This is a genomic window from Brevibacterium renqingii (assembly GCF_017808095.1).
In the GTDB taxonomy this organism is placed as follows: Bacteria; Actinomycetota; Actinomycetes; order Actinomycetales; family Brevibacteriaceae; genus Brevibacterium; species Brevibacterium renqingii.
This window is the reverse complement of sequence record NZ_JADBHG010000001.1, coordinates 799,550-820,743: the sequence shown is the minus strand read 5'-3', so window position 1 is coordinate 820,743 and position 21,194 is coordinate 799,550. Positions and strand designations below refer to the sequence as shown.

The 21,194-nt window shown below is 66.8% G+C and carries 17 protein-coding genes, 1 tRNA gene and 1 pseudogene; 13 read left to right on the top strand and 6 right to left on the bottom strand.

The annotated features are described in order from the left end of the window. The first annotated feature begins 98 nt into the window (after nt 1-98). The gene (locus IIE29_RS03690; RefSeq protein ID WP_209323828.1) at nt 99-596 is read left to right on the top strand and encodes a DUF456 domain-containing protein; all 498 of its coding nucleotides are present in this window, start codon (nt 99-101) and stop codon (nt 594-596) included. A gap of 491 nt (nt 597-1,087) precedes the next feature. Here IIE29_RS03690 and serC read toward each other — a convergent pair whose 3' ends face one another. After that, complete coding sequence (serC, locus tag IIE29_RS03685) at nt 1,088-2,269, bottom strand: phosphoserine transaminase (protein ID WP_209323827.1); 1,182 nt, start codon at nt 2,267-2,269, stop codon at nt 1,088-1,090. 200 nt (nt 2,270-2,469) lie between these two features. Here serC and pdxH point away from each other — a divergent pair, with 200 nt between their 5' ends. From pdxH to IIE29_RS03655, 6 genes are all read left to right on the top strand, one after another. Continuing rightward, entirely contained in the window at nt 2,470-3,141 is a 672-nt protein-coding gene (gene pdxH, locus IIE29_RS03680) for a pyridoxamine 5'-phosphate oxidase (RefSeq protein ID WP_209323826.1), read from the top strand. Between the two features lie 185 nt (nt 3,142-3,326). After that, nucleotides 3,327-4,808 (top strand): aldehyde dehydrogenase family protein, encoded by a 1,482-nt coding sequence (locus IIE29_RS03675; RefSeq protein ID WP_209323825.1) that lies wholly within the window; start codon nt 3,327-3,329, stop codon nt 4,806-4,808. A 179-nt stretch (nt 4,809-4,987) separates the two neighbouring features. Continuing rightward, nucleotides 4,988-5,674: an iron-dependent transcriptional repressor DtxR gene (locus IIE29_RS03670; RefSeq protein ID WP_209323824.1), complete on the top strand. Its 687-nt coding sequence runs from the start codon at nt 4,988-4,990 to the stop codon at nt 5,672-5,674. 389 nt (nt 5,675-6,063) lie between these two features. Further along, nucleotides 6,064-6,900 carry a C40 family peptidase gene (locus IIE29_RS03665; RefSeq protein WP_209323823.1) on the top strand — a complete coding sequence of 279 codons (837 nt, stop codon included), beginning with the start codon at nt 6,064-6,066 and terminating at the stop codon, nt 6,898-6,900. A 446-nt stretch (nt 6,901-7,346) separates the two neighbouring features. Beyond that, the gene (locus tag IIE29_RS03660; protein WP_209323822.1) at nt 7,347-7,847 is read left to right on the top strand and encodes an HNH endonuclease; all 501 of its coding nucleotides are present in this window, start codon (nt 7,347-7,349) and stop codon (nt 7,845-7,847) included. Nucleotides 7,848-8,078: 231 nt separating this feature from the next. Beyond that, complete coding sequence (locus IIE29_RS03655) at nt 8,079-9,143, top strand: universal stress protein (protein WP_209323821.1); 1,065 nt, start codon at nt 8,079-8,081, stop codon at nt 9,141-9,143. 126 nt (nt 9,144-9,269) lie between these two features. Here IIE29_RS03655 and IIE29_RS03650 read toward each other — a convergent pair. Further along, nucleotides 9,270-9,345: transfer RNA gene (locus IIE29_RS03650), tRNA-Arg, on the bottom strand. Between the two features lie 107 nt (nt 9,346-9,452). On the opposite strand from IIE29_RS03650, the gene IIE29_RS03645 reads away from it, so the two are divergent. Both IIE29_RS03645 and IIE29_RS03640 read left to right on the top strand, forming a co-directional pair. Beyond that, nucleotides 9,453-14,192 (top strand): DUF4011 domain-containing protein, encoded by a 4,740-nt coding sequence (locus IIE29_RS03645; protein WP_343071777.1) that lies wholly within the window; start codon nt 9,453-9,455, stop codon nt 14,190-14,192. Further along, nucleotides 14,185-14,469, top strand: a complete 285-nt coding sequence (locus IIE29_RS03640; protein ID WP_209323820.1) for a hypothetical protein — start codon at nt 14,185-14,187, stop codon at nt 14,467-14,469. The genes IIE29_RS03645 and IIE29_RS03640 overlap by 8 nt, the downstream gene beginning before the upstream one ends. 184 nt (nt 14,470-14,653) lie before the next feature. Here the strand turns inward: IIE29_RS03640 and mscL are convergent, their stop codons facing one another. Next, nucleotides 14,654-15,118 (bottom strand): large conductance mechanosensitive channel protein MscL, encoded by a 465-nt coding sequence (gene mscL, locus IIE29_RS03635; protein ID WP_209323819.1) that lies wholly within the window; start codon nt 15,116-15,118, stop codon nt 14,654-14,656. Nucleotides 15,119-15,360: 242 nt separating this feature from the next. Continuing rightward, the gene (locus IIE29_RS03630) at nt 15,361-15,990 is read right to left on the bottom strand and encodes an SAF domain-containing protein (protein ID WP_209323818.1); all 630 of its coding nucleotides are present in this window, start codon (nt 15,988-15,990) and stop codon (nt 15,361-15,363) included. A gap of 121 nt (nt 15,991-16,111) precedes the next feature. Here IIE29_RS03630 and IIE29_RS17100 point away from each other — a divergent pair, with 121 nt between their 5' ends. After that, nucleotides 16,112-16,255, top strand: coding sequence for a hypothetical protein (locus tag IIE29_RS17100; RefSeq protein ID WP_343071801.1), 144 nt, complete (start codon nt 16,112-16,114; stop codon nt 16,253-16,255). 14 nt (nt 16,256-16,269) lie between these two features. Here IIE29_RS17100 and IIE29_RS17095 read toward each other — a convergent pair. Both IIE29_RS17095 and IIE29_RS03620 read right to left on the bottom strand, forming a co-directional pair. Beyond that, a pseudogene (locus IIE29_RS17095) lies at nt 16,270-16,410 on the bottom strand (FmdB family zinc ribbon protein); the annotation flags it as partial. A gap of 179 nt (nt 16,411-16,589) precedes the next feature. Continuing rightward, entirely contained in the window at nt 16,590-17,204 is a 615-nt protein-coding gene (locus IIE29_RS03620; RefSeq protein WP_343071776.1) for a 5-formyltetrahydrofolate cyclo-ligase, read from the bottom strand. A 45-nt stretch (nt 17,205-17,249) separates the two neighbouring features. Here IIE29_RS03620 and galU point away from each other — a divergent pair, with 45 nt between their 5' ends. From galU to IIE29_RS03605, 3 genes are all read left to right on the top strand, one after another. Continuing rightward, on the top strand, nt 17,250-18,152 hold the full coding sequence (gene galU, locus IIE29_RS03615) for a UTP--glucose-1-phosphate uridylyltransferase GalU (protein WP_209323816.1): 903 nt from the start codon (nt 17,250-17,252) through the stop codon (nt 18,150-18,152). A 50-nt stretch (nt 18,153-18,202) separates the two neighbouring features. Next, entirely contained in the window at nt 18,203-18,835 is a 633-nt protein-coding gene (locus tag IIE29_RS03610) for a GNAT family N-acetyltransferase (protein ID WP_343071775.1), read from the top strand. Between the two features lie 155 nt (nt 18,836-18,990). Continuing rightward, nucleotides 18,991-21,042: a hypothetical protein gene (locus IIE29_RS03605; RefSeq protein WP_209323815.1), complete on the top strand. Its 2,052-nt coding sequence runs from the start codon at nt 18,991-18,993 to the stop codon at nt 21,040-21,042. Nucleotides 21,043-21,194 lie beyond the last annotated feature (152 nt).

Sequence of the window (21,194 nt, the reverse complement as noted above, 5' to 3'; positions counted from 1 at the left end):
TCCCTGATGTGCGCACGGTGAGGACGGGGGCACGGGCGGCACGGAGCTTCGTCGAATAGAATCCGGAGGATGACCTCGGCGATGGGAACGGACGGACTGTGAACACTGACATCATCACCTCGGTGCTGGTGGGCCTGGCGATCCTCGTCGGCTGCCTCGGCATCATCGTGCCGGTGCTGCCCGGATCGATCCTCATCGGCATCGCCGTGCTCGTCTGGGCCATCGTCATCGGCGGCCCCATGGCCTGGATCGTCTTCGCCATCGTCGCCGTGTTCGTCGCGGCCGGGATGAGCTCCTCGCTTGTACTCACCGGCCGGAAACTCAAATCGATGGAGGTGCCGAACACCTCCGTGCTGCTGGGCGGAGTGCTCGCTGTGATCGGCTTCTTCGTCATCCCCGTGCTCGGGCTGCCGATCGGATTCGTGGCGGGGCTGTTCCTCGCCGAATATGCTCGCCTCAAAGAAGCGAAGACCGCCTGGACGTCGAGCTGGGAGTCGATCAAGGCGATCGGACTGGGCGCGGGAATCGAGTTCGTCCTCGCGCTGCTGGCCGCCATCACCTACGGCATCGGAGTACTCATCCACTTCATCGGGTGAAGCGCCGGGGCGTGCCTCATCCCTCGCTGTCAGCGGGAACACGAGACCAGCGCGGCGTTCCGCCTCGTTCGCGAGTGCCAGTGCGGCGTCCCGCCTCGTTCGCGGCAGCTTGCACCCGGAGCGGCAACTTGCACCCGGAGCGGCTTCTCCTACAGGTGCTCACGCATCCCGCACCGTCAGTGCGACACCGCCCCGTTGCAGCAGGGTGGTGTGCGGGCAGAGGTGAGGGATGCTTCAGGCAGCTCGTCGAACAGCGGCGGCGGGACGCGCTCGGCCGCTGAAGCCGGTGTCCTGTTGGAAGCAACCTGCGAGAACGGGGAAGTGCAGGCAGCGCGCGCAGGGAAATGCAGGCAGCGCGCACAGGGAATCATCCTGCGGGCACAGCTCCGAGGCCCGCGACTCGCAGCGCATACAGTCAGTGCCATAACACCCCGCCGCAACGGGAGGTTATGGCACTGACTGTATGTATTGCGAGGTCGGCGCGCGCCGGTTTATTTCAGGGCGTCGACGACGAAGTCGATGCAGGCCAGCAGTGCCCTGACGTCGGCCGGGTCGACCGAGACGAAGGTCGCGATGCGCAGCTGGTTGCGGCCGAGCTTGCGGTAGGGCTCGACGTCGACGACGCCGTTGGCGCGCAGCACAGAAGCCACGGCTGCGGCATCGATCGAGTCGTCGAAGTCCACGGTGGCCACGACCGATGAGCGATCGGCCGGCTCGGCCACGTAGGGGTGGGCCGCCTCGGCGCCGTCGGCCCAGTCATAGACGAGTCCGGAGGTCTCACGGGTCCGCTCGGATGCCCAGGCGAGGCCGCCGTTGCCGTTGATCCATTCGATCTGCTCGGCGAGCAGCAGAAGAGTCGCCACCGCGGGAGTGTTGTAGGTTTGATCCTTACGCGAGTTCTCGATCGCGGTGACCAGATCCAGCGAGGCCGGGATGAAGCGACCGGAGTCCTTGATCTCCTGTGCCCGGGCGATCGCGCGCGGTGACATGAGAGCCACCCACAAGCCGCCGTCGGAGCCCATGTTCTTCTGCGGAGCGAAGTAGTAGACATCGGTCTCGGCGATGTCGACGCTCAGTCCGCCGGCGCCCGAGGTCGCGTCGACGACGACGAGAGCGTCCTCGGCGATGCCGGCCGGACGCGCGATCGACGTGGCCACACCGGTCGAGGTCTCGTTGTGCGGCCAGGCGTAGACGTCGGCGGCGAGAGCACCGGAGGCCGCCTCGGCTGGGGAGGAGACGACTCCTGCCGCGGCCAGGGCCTCAGGGCTGGGGATCGCCGAGGTGCCGGGGCCGGCGGCGAGCACGAGCGAGGACTTGAGGTGGGGTGCGGTGTCGGTGGCCTTCGCGAACTTCTGACCGAACTCGCCGAAGGTCGCATGCGCGGCGCGACTGCGGACGAGGCCGAAGGCGGCGACGTCCCAGAACACGGTGGAACCGCCGTTGCCGAGCACCACCTCGTAGCCCTCGGGCAGGCTGAACAGCTCGGCCAGCCCGGAGCGGATGCGAGCGACGAGGCTCTTCACCGGCCTCTGGCGGTGACTGGTGCCGAGCAGCGTCGAAGCCGCCTCGGTGAGGGCCTCGATCTGAGCGGGGCGGACGCGGGCCGGGCCGGCTCCGAAGCGTCCGTCGGTGGGCAGGAGTTCGTCTGGGATCGTAATCTTCGTCGCAGTCACGCTCGACATTCTACGGGCGGCCCGCCCTCGTCCCGGCACCAGCCCGTCATCCGGAGTCCGAGGCGTTCGATCCAGGCGGGCGTGCATTGGGTGGGAGCCCGAGGTGCTCGGTCCGGTGCTGCCGGTGTGCTCCTCGGCTCCGGAATCTTCGCTTCCGGTTGCCGATGACTCGAGTCCGCGCCGCGACGTAGAGTGAGGGCATGACTGAGCCCGTCGATCGCCTGCCGCAGACCCGGAAGTCCTACGATTCCGGCATCTTCGACCACCCGGACACCTCTCCGCTGACCCTGTTCAGACAGTGGTACGACGCAGCGGCCGAACACGTCCGCGAACCCAACGCGATGACCGTCTCCACCCTCGACGAATGGGGCCCGAGCTCACGCATCGTCCTGCTCAAGGGTCTCGACGAGCGCGGCTTCCTCTTCTTCACCGACTACGACTCGGCCAAGGGGCGGCAGCTGCGCGCCGATCCCCGCGTCGCCGTGAACTTCCCCTGGCAGGACATGGAACGTCAGGTCCGCATCCGCGGCCTCGCCGAGGTGGCCTCCGCCGAGGACTCGGACGCGTACTTCGCCGTCCGCCCCCGTGGTTCGCAGATCGGTGCGAACGTGTCCAAGCAGTCCCAGCCCGTGGCCGATCGGAAGCAGATGCAGGCCGAATACGACGCCGCCGCAGCCGAGTTCGAGGGCCGGGACGTGCCACGGCCCGAGCACTGGGGCGGGTTCCGCGTGCATGTCTTCGAGATCGAATTCTGGCAGGGCCAGCAGAACAGATTCCATGACCGATGGGTCTTCCGCCGCTCGGACGGCAGCCATGAACCGGCCGATCTCGCCGATGCCTCGGCCTGGTCGGCGCTGCGTCTCTATCCTTGAGGTGTAAGACAGTCGAGCACCTTCCGGTGTACGACTGCTGAGCACCTTGAGGTGTACGACCGCAGAGCACCTTGCAGAGTGCGACCGCAGTGCACCTTGACGACCGCAGTGCATGGGAGCACGCCCAGGCGATCGCAGAACAGGCGATCGCACAACAGGCCATCGCGCAATACAAAGGAGTATCCATGACCCAGACGCCCCAATCCGCCGGCACGGCCCAGCACGGGCCCGACGCCGTCTTCGACAATCTCATCGGCGGCAGGAGAGTGCCCAGCGATGAGCGTTCGACCAACCGGAACCCCTCGGACCCCTCCGATGTGATCGGCCGCTATGCCCGGGCCGATGCCGCCACAGTCGCCGAGGCGATCACCGCAGCAGCCGACGCCGGCGCGGATTGGGCGGACTTCCCCTCCCAGCAGCGCTTCGCGATCCTCGACCGAGCCGGCAGCCTCATCGCCGAGCGCTCCGACGAACTCGGCGACCTGCTCGCCCGGGAAGAGGGCAAACAGCTCGGCGAAGCCAAGGGTGAGGTGCTGCGCGCCTCTCAGATCTTCAAATTCTTCGCCGGCGAGACCATCCGCAACACCGGCGAGGTCGTCGACTCCGTCCGCCCCGGACTCATCGCCGAGATGACCCACGAACCCATCGGCGTCATCGGCATCATCACCCCGTGGAACTTCCCGATCGCCATCCCGGCCTGGAAGATCGCCCCGGCCCTGGCCTTCGGCAACACGATCGTGTTCAAACCGGCCGAACTCGTTCCCGCCAGCGCCTATGCGCTCACCGACATCCTCGCCGAGGCGGGACTTCCCGACGGAGTCCTCAACCTCGTCATGGGGCCGGGCTCCGTGGTCGGGGACGCACTGACCACCTCGGCGAAGGTCGACGCCGTGACCTTCACCGGGTCCGTCGCCGTCGGCCGATCCGTCATCGCATCGGCCGCGGCTCATCAGATCCGCGTGCAGTGCGAGATGGGCGGGAAGAATCCGCTCGTCGTACTCGGTGATGCCGACCTCGACGCGGCCGCCGATGCCGCGATCAACGGTGCCTTCTTCTCCACCGGCCAGCGCTGCACCGCCTCCTCGCGGCTCATCGTCACCGCAGACGTCCACGACGAGTTCGTCGCCCTGCTTAAGGACAAGATGGCCGCGCTGATCGTGGGCGACGCCCGAGCAGAGGGTGTGGCGATCGGCCCTGTGGTCTCGCAGACGCAGCTCGACCAGGATCTCAGGTACATCGAGACGGCTCGGGCCGAAGGCGGTGAGGTCACCGGCGGCGAACTCATCGAATCCGACACCGGCGGCTACTTCCTCGCCCCGGCTCTGGTCACAGGCACCGAGCCCGGGGACACGATCAACGTCGACGAGGTCTTCGGCCCGGTCGCCTCGGTGATCGAGGTCGCCGACTACGAGGAGGCGCTGGCCGTGGCCAACGACACCGAGTTCGGCCTGTCGGCGGGCATCTTCACGTCGTCGCTGAAATATTCGTCCCACTTCAAGCGTTACGCGCAAGCCGGAATGGTCATGGTCAATGCTCCCACTGCCGGTGTGGACTACCACGTGTCGTTCGGGGGTCGGAAGGGCTCGAGCTACGGACCCAGGGAACAGGCGCGGGCGGCACGCGAGTTCTACACCGTGCACAAGACGGCCTATGTCAACGCCGGCTGAGCTTGCCCGGACGGGCAGGAAGATATGATTGATTCAAGATAAGATTGACTGAGTTCGCAATGGCTGCGGGATCGCGGGACGGTCGAGTCGCCGTTGCCGGGTCGCGGGACCTTAAGAATGATGGACGCCTGAATGGTCCGCAGTGACCAGGAGACGAAGAGTGGAGTGGCTGGTCAGAAGTGAACGACCTGATTGATACAACCGAGATGTACCTCAAATCGATCATCGAGCTCGAGGAACAGTCGATCGTGCCATTGCGTGCTCGGATCGCCGAACGTCTGGATCACTCCGGGCCCACCGTGTCCCAGACCGTGGCCCGGATGGAACGCGACGGCCTGCTCCACGTCGGCAACGACCGTCACCTCGAGCTCACTCCCGAGGGCCGCCGGATCGCCACGGACGTGATGCGCAAGCATCGGCTGGCCGAACGGCTGCTCGCCGACGTCGTCGGGCTGGAATGGGAACTCGTCCACGACGAGGCCTGCCGGTGGGAGCACGTGATGAGCGAGCAGGTCGAGCGCAAGCTCGTCGCGCTCCTGCCCGAGACCTCCTCCGGCCCCTACGGCAACCCGATCCCCGGGCTCGACGTCATCGGCGGGGACGCATCGGAGACCACTGAGGTGGTCGATCTTGCGACTGCTGTCGGTCGCGATGGTGCGAAGAGCCTGAGGATCGCCTGGCTGGCCGAGCCGCTGCAGGTCGACGTCCACCTGCTCCAGCAGTTCCAGGTCGCCGGAGTCCTGCCCGAGAGCGAGGTCGAGATCTCCCGCAACGGCGAATACATCACCGTGCAGGTTCCGGGGGCGCAGGACGTGCTCGACCTGCCGCTGGAGACGGCCTCGCACGTCTTCGCCTACCGCAAGTGAGCGCATGAGCGGTCTGCGGTGACCGCGACAGGGTCGGCCTTCGGTAACGAAGAGGCGGACCCGAGAGTCTCGATTCGTTACAAACCAGTGTGATCCGTGACCCAGGGAGTGCCTCCGCACCCCCTGGGTCACGTCGTATAACGGTCGAATGTTACGAAATTTTCGACGAGTTTCAGGCCTCTGACCTGGAGCTTTATGGAAAACATCACGGTTTCCCTCCCGTGGTTGTGACAGAAACGTGACAATTGATCACCGATTGGTTACAGTTGTGGAGGTCGTTCACGCAGAGACGACTTCGCAGCGAGAGCCGAACGCCACGCTGGCTGCGAGCAACCAAGGACCGACAGTGGCGATTGGCCCGGAAGGCCAATAGGTACGAGAGGGAAAACGTGGCAACTAAGCAGCATGGCCGCCGCGCCGTCGATGCCAAGGTCAAGACTCCGCTGACCGAGCTCACCGAACTTCTGAATGCCAACTCCGGCGTCTTCGGACGTCGCGCAGCAGTCGTTGCTGCCAGCGGTGGCCTGCTCACCGCAGCAGTGATGCCCGCCGCCGGTCAGGGCGCCGACGACAAGGCCGCCGTCTCCGCCGAGGCCGAGACCCAGACGCAGGTCGAGTTCAAGAACCAGACCGTCACCATCGGCGATGACTCGAAGGACAAGAAGTCCGAGAAGAAGGACGACTCCTTCGGCGTCGAGAGCGAGGCCATCACCGCTGAGGCCGCTCCGAAGCCCGAGCCGAAGCCCGCCCCCGCCGAAACCTCCACTCCGGAATCCGACTCCGATGAGTCGGCCGGAACCGCCGATGAGACCGCCAACAGCGGTTCGTCCGACTCGGGCAAGAGCGACTCCAAGGACTCCGACTCGGATTCCGGTTCGATCGACGGCTCGAAGGCCGAGCAGGTTCTCGCCTGGGCAGCCAAGGGCGTCGGAACCCCCTACGTCATGGGCGGCACCAGCCAGAGCGGCTGGGACTGCTCCGGTTACACCTCGTGGGTCTACAGCCACGTCGGTGTCAACCTGCCCCGCACCTCCGGTGCTCAGAAGGGCGCCGGACAGGTCGTCTCCCAGTCGGAGGCCAAGCCGGGCGACCTCATCTGGCACCCCGGACACGTCGGCATCTACGCCGGCGGTGGACAGATGTACGACGCCGGTTCCCCGAGCTCGGGTACCTCGAAGCGCAGCTACAGCTGGATGGGCAACGTCACCTTCATCCGCGTTCTCTGATCTTCTGCATCGACAGCTCCCCGTTCGACTCGACGGTCCTCGAGTCGGGCGGGGAGCTTTCGTGTGTCCGGAAGCGATCCGACGCCGACGCGGTGCTCATTTCGCCGGTGCCGCGTGGCTTCGCCGTCGGGCAGGGTGAACGGAATTCGAAGTCTCTGTGACTCGAACCCTATGAATTGGGTCACAGGCGCTCGCGGCGTTACCCTGGAGAGGGTTGAGTTCCAAACGCGGATCGGGCCGAAAGGCCCGAACCGGACAACGGTGAGGAAAGCAGATGGGGCACAGTCGAATAGTTCGAATAGCCGCTCCAGTCTCTGGCGCGGAGTACATACATGTCTCCGGGCCCTCTTTCCAGGCGTCGTGCCCATGAGCACGGCGCCTTTTGTGTTCCCTGGGGCCGGGGCAGCCGGTTTCGGCCCGCAAGAGATGAAGATGAGGGGCGAGATATGAAGACTCTCGTGCTGAATGCCGGATACGAACCGCTGTCGATCGTGCCGTTCACACGGGCCGTGGTGCTCGTGCTGACCGGCAAGGCGACAGTGCTGGCCGCAGAGGACATCCCGGTGAGATCCGAGCACGTGAGTCTCGATCAGCCCTCCGTCATCCTGCTCACCCGCTACGTCCGCCCGCCGAACAACCGCCGCGTCTCGCTGTCGCGCCGAGGCGTCCTGCGCCGAGACGGCCACCGTTGCGCCTATTGCGGCAAGGCGGCCTCGACGGTCGACCATGTGCTGCCGCGCTCGCGCGGGGGAGTCAACAGCTGGGAGAACCTCGTCGCCTGCTGCCGGGAGTGCAACAACCGCAAGGGCAATCGCACCCTGGGCGAGATCGGCTGGACGCTCGGCTTCCGCCCGCAGGAGCCCCGGCTCGGTCAGCTGTGGATGCGCGGCATCGAGAAGCCGGTCGAGAAGTGGCGGCCGTTCCTCGAGCTCTCTCGCGCCGCGTGAAGGCTCGCGCGGCACGGAGGCTCGCGTCGTGTGAACTCTCGTGCCGCGTGAGGGCTCGCGACGTGTGAGCCCTCGTGTCGCTCCGTGGTCCAAGCATCGTCGCAGATGAACGCTGGTGCCGTCCGTACTCTGACCGGATTCGGATAACGATGTGACATAGGGCAAGTTCTCTCTGCGATTGTGTTTTAGGGTGGGGGCAAGAGAAGTCCGCCTCGACACAAGGAGCTTGCGATGAGTGAGCAGGACCGCACCCAGAACCCGGACAGCGCGCCGGCCGGCGAACCCGAGGCCGTCATCGTCGGAATCGACGGCTCCCCACCGAGCCGCAATGCCCTGTCCTGGGCGATTCAGGAAGCACGCTCCTTGGACAAGCCGATCCGCCTCGTCGGGGCCTACACGATCCCCAGCGTGGCCGCAGCCGCGATCGACGTGTCGTATGTGCCCATCGACGACAGTTCGATCCGCGCGGCCGTGACGAACACGCTCAAGGAGGCCGCCGCGGAGGTCAAATCCGCAGGAGTGCCTGTCGAAGCCGTCATCGAGATCGGCGACGCCGCAGGCGTGCTCATCGACGAATCGAAGACCGGCTGTCTCACCGTGGTCGGCTCGCGCGGTCGCGGCGGATTCGCCGGACGGCTGCTCGGCACGGTCTCCAGCGCCCTGCCCGCCCACTCGGCCTGCCCCACCGTGGTGGTGCCCACCTCGTGGCAGGAGACCGGGGAACGGCACGCGCACCCGACGTCGTCCCGGCCGATCCGACAGGACGGTCGAGAGATCGAGGAATACGATCCCAACGCCGAGGCGATCGAAGGACTGCGCTTCGACGGGAAAGTCGTCGTCGGCGTCGACTCCCTCGGCGCCGATTCCCCGGCTCTGTGGAAGGCCGCCCGACTGGCGGTCCGCCGGGGATCCGCACTGCACATCGTCGCGGTGATCACGACGACGGTGATCGGTCCCGAATGGCTGCCCAGCACCGCCGATCTCGAACGGCTCGTCAACGAAGGCGCGGACAAGCTCGTCGTGGCCAAGCAGCGTTTGGCCGAGGAGTTCCCGGACCTCGATGTCACCTGGACGCTCTTCGACGGTCAGCCTGCTGAGGTGCTCGTGCGGGCATCGGATACGGCCGAGGTCCTCGTCATCGGCTCACGCGGTCGCGGCGGATTCGCCGGCCTGCTGCTCGGATCGACCTCGCAGTCGGTTCTGCCTTATTCGCAGTGCCCGACGATGGTCGTGCGCGTGGCCCGCGACCAGGGCAGACGCAGACAGCACGAGGCCCCTCCCGAGCCGGGTCTCTAGGCAGCTCAGGTCCCAGCCGACCGGCCTCGAGCGCGCCGGAAGCGGGACCGCGACGAAAACACCGAGGCGGTCGATCGGAAAGGATCGGCCGCCTCGGTGGGTGAGATCGAAGTCGAGTGATCGGTCTGGCGCCCCCGGGCAGATTCGAACTGCCGACACCCGCTTTAGGAGAGCGGTGCTCTATCCCCTGAGCTACGGGGGCGTGATGGTCGTCGTCAACCACGATCACCCAGTGTAGCGTAGAAGAAACCTCAGTGTTCCACGGTGTGCCAGCACCTATTGTGAACAGTTTCTCGTTAGGGTCGAATTGTGTCGGATTCCGTTGCAGACGAACAGTTCCCAGAACTCGGAGATGTCTTCGCCGAGTGGAAGAAGCAGGCCGCCCATCTGGGCGGTCGCGACACCATGCTTCATTTCCGGGACTCGCGTGACGGCAGCATCGACCTATCCGGCGCACATCCCTCCGGGCTGGCACAGCTGCTGGCCGGCCGTGCGACACGTCTGTCGAGCCTGATCCGCGATCACGACATCCTCGCCGATGCCCGCCGTCGTGCGAAGTCCATCCGCTCGAAGGCCGAGCAGCTCCACAACGAGCGGGGAATCCGCACGGCTCATCTGGCGATCGGCTTCGCCTCGTGGACGGAGAAGGACGCCAAGTTCAAGTTCAACGCTCCCGTGGTCATGCGCCACATCACGCTGGTTCCCCGTGGTTCGCGGGTCGAGGACTTCGAGATCGTGCTGGGCAACGAGATCACGATCAATCCGGCTCTGGTCCAGCACCTCGCGGAGGAGTACGACCTCGACATTCCCGTCGCCGAATGGGTCGACGCCACCGGGGGACCGCACGGCTTCGACCCGGGTCCTGCTCTCGACCGGCTCCGCGATCTGGCGCAGTCGGTTCCCGGTCTGCGGATCAACCACCGCCTGATCATCTCGACGTTCGCGAACATCGCGAGCCCCTTCTCGACCGACCACCTGCCGACCCAGCACCCCGTCCTGCGGGCGTTGGCCGGTGACGAAGAGGTGCGGGCCGCGCTCGGCGGCCCCTCGTACGTGCCGCACGCGACGGCTGCCCCTGCCGAGGAGACCGGATCGGCGGCGACGACCGAGGCCGAAAGCGCGTCGGCAGGTGCGAAGGCACCCGAGTCCGGCGCCGAGGAGGCGGGCCAGTCGCCCGCGGACGACTCCGCTGCCGCCTCGGCCGACGAGGAAGAGGAGTACGGTCAGCCGACCGTGCCGATCACCGACGAGCCCCTGCCCGCTTCGGAAGGCGAGTCCGATCCAGCCGCGCCGGCGGCCGCCGCCGCGACCGAGACTCGATCCGATGACGAGGCGTCGGCTGCCGCAGCCGACACCGACACGGCAGCCGAGACTCACACGACGGCCGAGACCGCAGCCGAACCCGACGCGGATGCTGACGCCGACGCGACGGCCGAGACGGCATCCGAATCCGATGCGGGCACGGAGGTCGAGGACGAGGACGTCGTCCCGGCCGCGCTCAAGGAGCCCGTCACCCCGCTGCCGGATCGGAAGCCCCAGGAGGAGTTCCTCGTCATCGATGTCGACGGCGACCAGCAGGCCGTCGTCGATGCCGCGGTCTCCGGACAGTCGGTCGTCGTCGACACCCCGCCCGGGACGGGTGCCACTCAGGTCGCCGTCGCCGTCGCCACGACACTGGCCCACACCGGCAAGAGCGTGCTGTTCCTGGCCCAGACCTCCGATGCGCTCGACGATTTCTCGTCCCGCCTCGGCGAGGTGGGACTGAGCGACTTCGCCGTTGACACCCGTGAGGGCGCAGAGAACATCCGCAAGCAGCTCATCGGACTCATCGGTTCGGCGGAGAAGTCCGAACGTCCGGACCTGTCGAAGCTGCTCTCCGATCTCAACGAGCAGCGGGCCACTCTGGCCGACCACGTCTCCTCCCTCCACCGCAGGCGCGAACCCTGGGACGTCTCCGTCTACGAGACGATGCAGCACCTGGCCGAGCTGACCTCGGGCGAGAACTCACCGCAGACTCCGGTGCGCTTCGACGAGGACATCCTCGGCGCCAGCGAAGACCGGCGGAGCGTGCTGCGCGGCAAACTCGGCGAACTCGCCTCCCTGGGCGCCTTCACTCTCGACGTCGAAGACACCGTCTGGTTCGGCGCCGACCTCAAATCCGTCGACGAGGCCGAATCCGCCCGCACCGTGGCCGAACGCATCGGCCGGATGATCCCGGACCTCGTATCCGCGACCGAGCCCGTGCTGGCCAAGGCGAAGCTCAACCCCCGCCGCAACGTCGATGACTGGGCGCGGGCGATCCGCGTGCTGCTGCGAGTGCGCAAGACCCTCGACAGCTTCGCCCCCGATATCTACGACCATCGCCTCGACGACCTCATCGCCGCCACAGGCACGCCCGAGTACCGGGCCGAGGTCGGCATCGAGATGGGCATGATGCAGCGCCGACGCCTGAAGAAGTCCGCCCAGGAGTTCCTCCGGCCCGGCGCCGAGGTCGCCGACCTCCACTCGGCCCTCATCGACGTCCGCGCCCAGCGCGTGATCCTCAGCGATCTCGCCGGCCACGACGGTCGCCCGCAGATCCCGCGCGGCGTGCTCGAAGCCGACGAGATCCTCCAGAGCGTCGAAGCCGATATGGCCAAGCTCGCGCCGATCCTCGAGACCACCCCGGACGGCGGCGACCTCGGTTCGATGCTCATCGAGGAGCTGCAGGCCCGCACCGAGGCGATGGGCCGAGACTCGGAGAACCTCGCCGAACTGCCCGAACGCTCCCGCCTGCAGCGGGAACTCGACGCCGAGGGCCTCACCGACCTCATGGCCGATCTGCGACGCCGCAAAGTCGACGACGCACTGGTCGGCCCCGAATTCGACCTCGCCTACTGGGCCTCCGTCCTGCAGACCATGGCCGGCGAGGATCCGGCGATCGGCCGGCACGACGGCGCCGCCCTGCACGAGGTGGCCGAGGGCTTCCGTGAGAACGATCGCGCCTTCGTCGCCGCCGGAGCCTCACGCCTGCGATTCAACCACGCTCAGTCGTGGAAGCGCGGCATCGACGCCGATCCGATCGCCGCCGGCGTCGTCAAGCAGGAGCTGCTGTCGAAGCACACCTCGGTGAAGAGGATCTCCACCCAGGCGCCCGAACTGCTCACGACTCTGGCCCCGGTGTGGATGGGCAGCCCGTACACGGTCCCCGAACTGTTCTCCGCCCTTCCGCTCTTCGACGCCGTCGTCATCGCCGATGCCGGCCGACTCTCGGTCGCCGACGTCGTTCCCGGCATCACCCGCGCCCGTCAGGTCATATCGCTCGGCGACTCCCGACTGCTGGGCCCGCGCCCGTTCTCGATCGCCGTCGATCGCTTCGGGATGGACGATGGGAACCACCCGCGCTCCGTGCAGGACCGCCTCGGCGAGTTCCTGCCGCGGATGCGGCTGTCGAACTCCTACCGCCTGTCTCCGGTGGGGCTGATCGATCTGGCCAACCGGCACTTCTACGATTCGACGATCTCGACGCTGCCGACGGCGCACACGGGTGAAGGCAGCGGTCTCGAATTCTCCTATGTGGCCGATGGTCGAGGCCCCACGGATATCGGCACCGGTCGGGTCGAAAGCCCCGACGCCGAGGTCAAACGCGTCGTCGAGCTCGTGCTCAAGCACGCTCGGAACCGGTCCAGGGAGTCCTTGGCCGTCGTCGCCCTCACCCCGCACCATGCCCAGCGCGTGGCCACCGCGATCTCACGGGCGATGAAGGACCTGCCCTATGTGGCGGCGTTCTTCAGCGATTCGTCGAAGGAGCCCTTCGTCGTCACCGACGCCGAACGCGTCCAGGGCATGTCCAGAGACGCCGTGATCTTCACCCTCGGATTCGGACGGACCGTGCACGGCCGCGTCATCCACGACCTGGGCCCGCTCTCCGGACCCGATGGACGACGCATCCTCGCGGCCACGATGACGCGGGCTCGGAAACGGCTGACCCTGGTCTCGAGCATCGAGGCCGAGGATTTCGACCGGAACAAGCTCAGCGGGGGAGCGGTGATGCTGCCGCGCCTGTTGGATGAGATGGCCACCGGCGGCGTCAGCCAGCCCGGCCCCCACGGCGAGGTCTACGATCCGCTGTTCAACGACATCGCCGACCGTCTGCTCCAGCTCGGCGTGGTCGCCCACGAACACTACAACGGCATCGATCTGGCTGTGGCGAACTCGGCCGAGGACGAGCACGGCATGATCATCGCCGTTGCCGGTGACGGCCCCGAATACGCCTCGATGCGCAGCCTGCGCCAACGCGACCGGGTGCTGCCCGAGCAGCTGGCCCGTCGCGGATGGAAGTTCATGCGCGTATGGTCGACCGACGCTTTCGTCGACCCGCAGACCGAGGCCGAGAAGATCTTCGAGGCGTGGCGCGCGACCGTGGAGACGATGAGTCCGCAGGCCGTGCTCAATGCCGCCCGGGCCGCCTCCGTGGTCGTGGGGCGTACGGGCAGCCGACCGAAGCTCGTCCCCGGACTGCCGATGCACAAGTACTCCGCCGAGGGTCTTGATGAGATGATCGACTGGATCCAGTCCGATGCAGTCGTCCGTGGGGACGGGGAGATCAAGGATCTCCTCCGCACGGCTCTGGCTCAGAAGGGCAGCTCCAGCCGCGGCGATTCCCAGCTGCAGGCCGCCGTCGACCGCTATCGTGAGCGTCATGCCCAGGCGAAGAAAGTCACCGGCTCCGAGGTGTTCATCCCGAGGTCCGGTTCCACCGGCCCCGTGGAGGACGAGATCCTCCCGACCTTCGACACCGGCAAGATCCGCGCCGATGAGCTCCGGTCCGCCGGTCTCGTCGAGACCGCGAGCAATGAGCAGGTCGCCGAGGCGGAGGCCGCGTCCGATGACACCGCCGACGAGGCCGCGGCCGGTGCAGCGGATGCAGGGGGTGTTCCCGCTGAGTCGGGGCCTGGTGCTGAGTCCGGGGTCAGTGCTGAGTCGGGCACCGATGACGAGTCCGGTGCTTCCGCTGAGTCTGAGGCGAACGCCCGCTCAGGGGCCGGGCCGAAGAACGACGATGCCTGAGAGGCCCGACGAGGCTGCGAAGCTGAACGAAGCGGAGCCGGCCGTCGAGCCTGAGGAGTCCAACGGGCCGGAGCGGTCCGACGCCGACGTTCACTCGACGGAGTCGGACCCCGCGGACGAATCGGGATCAGACGCCGAGGCCGAGCAGCGGCGCCTGGCTCGTCTCGAGGCGGCCAAGCGACGCTATCGCGCGACGCTGCGCAACGAGGCCGAAACGGGCGGCGGGGGCTTCAGCGAGGACTACTACCGGTCACAGAAGCCGCCGCACTGGTCATAGGCAGACGCTTTTGCCGTTCTTAGGCAGACGCTTTTCCGTTCCTAGGCAGATGCACATGCCGTTCCTAGATAGACGCACATGCCACAGGACATGAGAAGGGTCCGTCTCCCACTGGCGGGAAACGGACCCTTCGTCATTCGATGCGCCGGGTGGTGAGCTTCGCTCACCCGCTCGGCAGACGGTTTCAGTGACGCGGCGGCTGGTTCGGGTCGACCGGACCGGCTTCGCTGGCGGGACCTTCGGCCGGTCCGCCGGCGGTGGCGGTCTGGTTGCGCAGGATCTCGCGGATGTCGCCGAGCAGATCCTCGGTGGTCGGAGGAACCTCTTCCTCGGGAGCTCCGCGCTTGCGCAGCTCGTTGAGCTTGTTCATCGGGACGATGATGATGAAGTACACGATGGCGGCGACGATGAGGAAGTTGATGGCCGCGGTGACGACCGCACCGATATCAAGAGTTGCCTCTGGCACGCCTTCCTTGAGCGGGATGGTCAGAGCCGGACCCTCGGCGCCGCCGACGGCGGCGATGAGCGGGTTGATGATCTTGTCAGAGAATGCGGTGACGATGGCGGTGAAAGCGCCGCCGATGATGACCGCCGTTGCGAGTTCGACGACATTCCCCTGGAGAATGAAGTCCCTGAAACCCTTAAGCATTAGAGAAACCCTTTCGGTGTGATTCTTCACTGAAATGCTATTGAGAATTGCTCAATTACGTTCCAATGGTACACAGGACTAACACGCAGTCAGCAGATTTTCTCTGCGAGTCTCAACACGCTTCTGTCGGCTCATTCAGCCTGAATGGGAAAGGCTTTGGGTCGGACGTGCGGAGTCTGCGCTGATGAAAACCATGCATCCGGGGGGCCACCAGACCCAGATCCGGGCGCCGATCGCGGGGCTCAGCGGGGCAGAATAGCGAAGCTGATCGGCAGGCCGGCGAATTCCGCGACGCGACCTGCATCCTCGGCAGAGAGGATCACAGATACAAGTTGACCTGATTCTGCGGCTATTCCCTCCGGCTTGTCGACGAGGCGGGCGATCGTCACCTTTTCGACGACGACTTCCGAACCTCCGTCGGGCAGTGAGGAGAACAGGCGAATCCTCTGCCCCGGCTGCAGGAGCGCGGCAGAGGCGTCATCGGCAAGGCGTATCGGCATGAGCAGATCCCGGCTGCCCTCCGGCAGGGCCTGCTGGTCGAGCACGATCGACTCGGTCAGGGGAGAGCCTTCCGACAGGCCGGCCGAGATGTGCCGACCCTCCACCTCGGCGATGGAGGAGAACGCCTTGTCGGGGACGAGATCGGGTGGGAAGTCCGTGAGAGCGAGGTCACCGGCGTCCAGCTCGGAGCCGGGCGCCAGGTCCGTTTTCGCGACGACGATCGCAGTACCCGCTTCGTTCGGGGTGAGCGCCCAGACGACCAGTGCGCAGGCGCAGGCGAGACAGAGCGCTGCGATTATGCGCTGCGGTCGGATGCGAGAGGTCCGCACCCAATTCGAGGATGTGCGTCGGACGCGCTGGAGGATGCCCATGCAACGAGCCTGAGACGGTCGTGCCGCATGGGCAAGAACACGAACTCAGCCTGTGGACGGACAAGAGCCGTCCACAGGCGAGCGACGTTCAAGTGGCGAGCGAGCTCAGCTCGCTGCCGGAGTGCTCGCCGCTGAAGATCCCGAGGAGCTCGAAGACGCTGAGCTCGATTCCGAGGTCGAACTCGTCGAGTCCTTCGCTGACGAGGAGCCGGAATTCGACGAGCTGACCGTGTTCGCATTGGACGAGCGTGAGTCGGTGGCGTAGAAGCCCGAGCCCTTGAAGCTGATGCCCACTGTGCCGAAGACCTTCTTCAGGCGACCCTGGCATTCGGGGCAGATGGTGAGTGAATCGTCGCTGAAGTCCTGATGAATATCAAAGGCATGACCACAGCTTTTGCAGGCGTAGGAGTAGACGGGCATTCGAGACCTTTCTTCGACGTCAAGATTATAGTGCACGTCGAGCCGTCGCATGCGCATCGGTCCCGGATATGCACAGGGTTATCCACATATCAACACGCTCGAGTGGACTCTGATTCCCGAGGACTGCGCCGGAGGCGGGGGAGGGGATCACGTGGGGTGCCAGGGCGGCCGAAGACGAGTCAGCTGTCGTCGAATGTGTGGAGGCCGAGTTCAGTGACGGCCGCCGGGATGCGCAGGTCCCAGTCCTCGGCGACCAGGCCGGGCAGCTCGAGCTCCTCGGGGAAGCAGACGCCGAGCACACGGGGTCCCTTCGCCAGCGGTGCCGCTCCGAGCGGGCCGAAGGTCCGATCGTAGAAGCCGCCGCCGTTGCCCAGACGCGCACCGTCGGTGCCGAAGCCGAGGGCCGGGACGAAGACGAGGTCGAGACCGACCTCTGAAGAGAGCAGCTGTGCGGGTGTGAGCAGACCTCCACTGTCCTGGGGCTCCCGGATGCCCCACCTGCCCTGCGACTCCAGACTCGCCATCGACCCCGTTACCCGACCGAAGAGCAGAGGCGCGCCGACCTTCGTGACCACTGGCAGATAGACGATTCCTCCGGTCGCGAGGAAACGGTCGAGGGCAGGATCGAGGTTCGGCTCCCCGGGAAGAGCCGCATACCCGAGCAGAGATCGCACCGGTTTCGCCCGAATGACGTCCCATGCGGATGCGGCGACTCCCACAGGAGCGCGGCGGCGGCTGGCGCGTGCGGAGCGGATGCGGGACCGCAGCTGCGCCTTCGAAGATCGTGGTTCCACGACATTCAGAGTATCCGTCGGCAGCCGATTAGTTAAGATGACTTCATGAGTGATGAAGCGCAGCGCACCGTTCGCAAGGCCGTGATCCCCGTCGCCGGTCTCGGAACTCGGTTCCTCCCCGCGACCAAGGCGACCCCCAAGGAGATGCTCCCCGTCGTCGACAAGCCGGCGATCCAGTACGTCGTCGAGGAGGCCGTCGACGCGGGACTCGAGGACATCCTCATGATCACGGGCCGGAACAAGCGGCCGCTCGAAGACCACTTCGACCGCGTCGACGGCCTCGAGGCCGCCCTGGCGAAGAAGGGCGACGATGAGAAGCTCGCCGCCGTCCGCCACCCCTCGGAGCTCGCCGATATCCACTATGTGCGGCAGGGAGATCCCAAAGGTCTCGGGCACGCCGTGCTCAAAGGCCGACAGCACGTCGGCGACGAACCCTTCGCCGTGCTCCTCGGCGATGACCTCATCGACGAGCGCAGCCCGATCCTGCCGAAGATGATCGAGGTCGCGGAGCAGACCGGCGGCAGCGTCGTCGCCCTCATGGAGGTTCCGCCCGAAGCGATCCACCTCTACGGCTGCGCCGCCGTCGAGATGACTGAGGACGACGAGGTCGTCAAGATCACCGGTCTGGTCGAAAAGCCCGCCCAGGAGGAGGCTCCGTCGAACCTCGCGATCATCGGCCGCTACGTGCTGTCTCCGGAGATCTTCGATGTCCTCGAGACCACCGGTCCCGGACGCGGCAACGAAATCCAGCTCACCGACGCCCTGCAGGAGCTCGCCGGCAGGGCGGACGGGCACGGCGTCTTCGGCGTCGTGTTCAAGGGCGCCCGCTACGACACCGGCGACAAGCTCGACTACCTCAAGGCCGTCATGCAGATCGCCTGCGCCCGTGAGGACCTCGGCGAGGACCTCAAGAAGTGGCTCAAGGACTTCGTGCCCACACTCGACTGACCGAGACCTCCGGGACGACCGAGACAGCGGGGCCGAGCGAGACATCGACCGTGGAACCTGAGAGCGAGGGCAGCCGTGTGTGGCCCGTCATCCTGACCGATCGGCAGTCCGATATCGTGCTGCGGCCCCTGCGACGTCGTGACGAACCGCAGTGGCGGGAGGTCCGCCGCTTCAACCGTGACTGGCTGCGCCCGTGGGACGCGACGCTGCCCGCCCCCGGTCAGGAGCTGCCGGGCTTCCGCAGCATGGTGCGGATGCAGGACAGGCAGGCCAAACGCGGGCAGAGCGTGCCCTTCGCCATCGAAGTCGACGGCACCTTCCGCGGCCAGATCACCGTCTCGGGTCTGAGCTGGGGGTCGATCCTGTCCGGTCAGATCGGCTATTGGATCGATTCGCGTGTGGCAGGTCGCGGCATCACTCCCATCGCTGTGGCGATGGCCGTCGACCACTGCTTCTTCACGCTCGGACTCCACCGCATCGAGATCAACATCCGCCCGGAGAACACCGCCAGCCTGCGCGTGGTCGACAAGCTCGGCCTGCGCGATGAAGGGCTGCGGGTCAGGTACATGCACATCGACGGCCAGTGGTGCGACCACCGCACCTTCGCCGTGCTCGCCGAAGAGGTCCCGCACGGTCTGCTCGCCGCCTACCGGCACGGGCAGGCCGGGGAAGCGGTTCGCTGACTCGGCCCCTGGTGAGACGCTTGCCGCAGAACCGGACGCGGGTCCCGCGGCAACGTCCGACATGCACCTGGGAATTGCGTGAACTTCGAGCCGGTTCGACCGACACACCTTGCGCCTTCACGTCTTCGTCGAGGCGCGCAACTTAGGGTGGCAGTGTGGACACCAGCATCATCGTCGTCATCGCCATCGTCGTGGTCTTCGCCGTTGCTGTGCCCGCAATGATTCGGAAGTCCGCGACGGAACTCTCGCGCGCCGAAATCGACTCGGTCCCCGACAACGCGGCCGTCGTCGCCGCCGAGGCGCAGAACCCCGGACACGACCATTCGGAGCGCACTCAGGTCTTCCACGACAAGCCCCGGAAAGCTCCGTCGGTTCCGACCCCGGAACATTCCCCGGCCGCCGAAGCACCGGCCCTGAGGCTCTCGGCCGTGACCCCCGAATTCGCTGTCATCGACGGCAGCGCTGACACGACCAGCACTGTCGCCGAGGTTGAGCCCTGCTCCCAGCTCGACAGCATGCCCGTGGCGGTCGGAGAGACCCACGCGGCCTTCGTGTCCGACCACGCGGCCGCCGACCACGCAGTGACCGGGCACGGCCTCGTCGGTGGTCGGGACTCGGGCGGCAACGTCCGGATGCTCCACCCCGCCGTCCACGCCGTATTCAACGACAGCAGCCGCTCGACCGGGCAGCCGGGCAGGCAGAGCGGGCCTACCCAGATGGACTCTGCGCATGCGCGCCGCGCCGGCGGCGGTGATCCGCAAGCAACGATCCGCCCCGCCGCACGAGGTGGGTCCCCACACACCGGAGAGCCTCGCACAGACCGGGGCGGTCGCCTCGGCGAGGGTGCTCGGCCGAGGCGAGCAGACGATCCACAGATTTCCAATCCGAGCATCGGAGCCGATGAGGAACATGCGATGACTGAGCAAGCAACGTCCCTGCGGGACTCCCTGAAATCGCTGGCCACGATGGTCCGGGGATTCGCCCTGGTATTCCTGGCCTCGGTGCTCGGCATTCTCGTCACGAGCGTGCTCGCACTGTTCTCGGTCGTCCACATCGCTCTGGCCGGAGTCTTCCTCGGGCTCGGTGTCGTCTCCCTCCTCATCGTGCGCACCCTCAACCTGCGCAGGCGCGAGATCAGGAAGCGTCTGCGCGGGCTCGAGCGGACGTCGTCGCCGAAGTCCCAAGCGAAACCGCAGACCGCTCCCGCGGCGGAACCGGCCGCGCCTGTCACGCAGCGGCCCGCTCCCGCGGCGCGGCCATCCTCTCCCGTTGCGCGGCCATCCGCCTCCGCGCAGAAGCCCACCGCCGGAGTGCAGGAGCAGAGCGGCGTCGCGACCTCCGCGAACCGGACCTCAGCACGCACGCACACCACCCGGACCTCGACGCTGACGTCGAGCGGAACCGCCGCGCGGATCGCTGCTGCAGCCCATGGGGCGAACGGATCGACGAAGGCCGCACAGGCCCGCGCCGCGATGCAGCGCAGCAGCGAGGCGAAGAAGGCCCGCGAAGAGGCCGACACCGGCGAGATCCCGCTCGTGCGCATCCGCAAGGAAGCCACAGAAGGCCACACCACCCGCCAGGTGCTGCTCACCGGTCCGATCCCCGTCGTCGAGGAGGACACATCCGCCGAGGCGTTCGCCGAGTCAGTGAGCGACACCGCTGACCGGTCCGGCGAGAAGACGGGTCCCGCCGAGCAGGCACCGGTATCGGAGAAAACGGCGAGCGAGTCCATGGAAACCGCACAGGAGGAGCCGACGGAGACCGGATCGGCTCCGGTCTCACTCGGGTCCGACCTCGTCGACGACGAGTCCGGCGCGGCAGAGACCGCGGCGGACGAATCCGACGGCGAGGTCCGTGCGGCGCTCGATGCGGCGGCGCCGAAGATCGACGACCCGTTCATGCAGCGCTTGAAGTCACGTGACGGCTGGTCGCCGACGCCGCTGCCGGTTCCCAGCTACGTCGATGCCCCCGAGGCCGAGCATCCGGTGCCCTCGGCGTCGGCCGCCGATGCGAGCTCCTATGAGACCGAGGCGCGCAGCCGCGAGGACATCGCCGCGCAGTTCGCCGCCGAGCTCGGCTACCGTCCCGAGCTCAGCGACTCGGCCCGGGAAGAAGGCCCGCTCGAGCACGGACGGAAGGCGATCAGGACGACGAAGGCCGCCGACCTCGGCGCCGTCAACGACGTCCTCGCGCGCCGCCGCGCCTGAGAAGGCGCGACGCACCGTCAGTGCCTGAACACCCCGGGCCACCGCGGTCTTCTGCTGCTCCGACTCGTTTCGACGCTGGCGGTGCGGGATGCCGACGACGAACGGCCCCGGTCCGGACTCTGCAGAGACCGGGCCGGGGCCGTCGGACATAC

Coding starts and splice junctions, on each gene's coding strand:
- mscL (WP_209323819.1), bottom strand. CDS start 15,118: ATGCTTAAGGGTTTCAGGGACTTCATTCTCCAGGGGAATGTCGTCGAA.
- IIE29_RS03630 (WP_209323818.1), bottom strand. CDS start 15,990: ATGGGCATCCTCCAGCGCGTCCGACGCACATCCTCGAATTGGGTGCGG.
- IIE29_RS03675 (WP_209323825.1), top strand. CDS start 3,327: ATGACCCAGACGCCCCAATCCGCCGGCACGGCCCAGCACGGGCCCGAC.
- IIE29_RS03655 (WP_209323821.1), top strand. CDS start 8,079: ATGAGTGAGCAGGACCGCACCCAGAACCCGGACAGCGCGCCGGCCGGC.
- pdxH (WP_209323826.1), top strand. CDS start 2,470: ATGACTGAGCCCGTCGATCGCCTGCCGCAGACCCGGAAGTCCTACGAT.
- IIE29_RS03660 (WP_209323822.1), top strand. CDS start 7,347: ATGAAGACTCTCGTGCTGAATGCCGGATACGAACCGCTGTCGATCGTG.
- galU (WP_209323816.1), top strand. CDS start 17,250: ATGAGTGATGAAGCGCAGCGCACCGTTCGCAAGGCCGTGATCCCCGTC.
- IIE29_RS03640 (WP_209323820.1), top strand. CDS start 14,185: ATGCCTGAGAGGCCCGACGAGGCTGCGAAGCTGAACGAAGCGGAGCCG.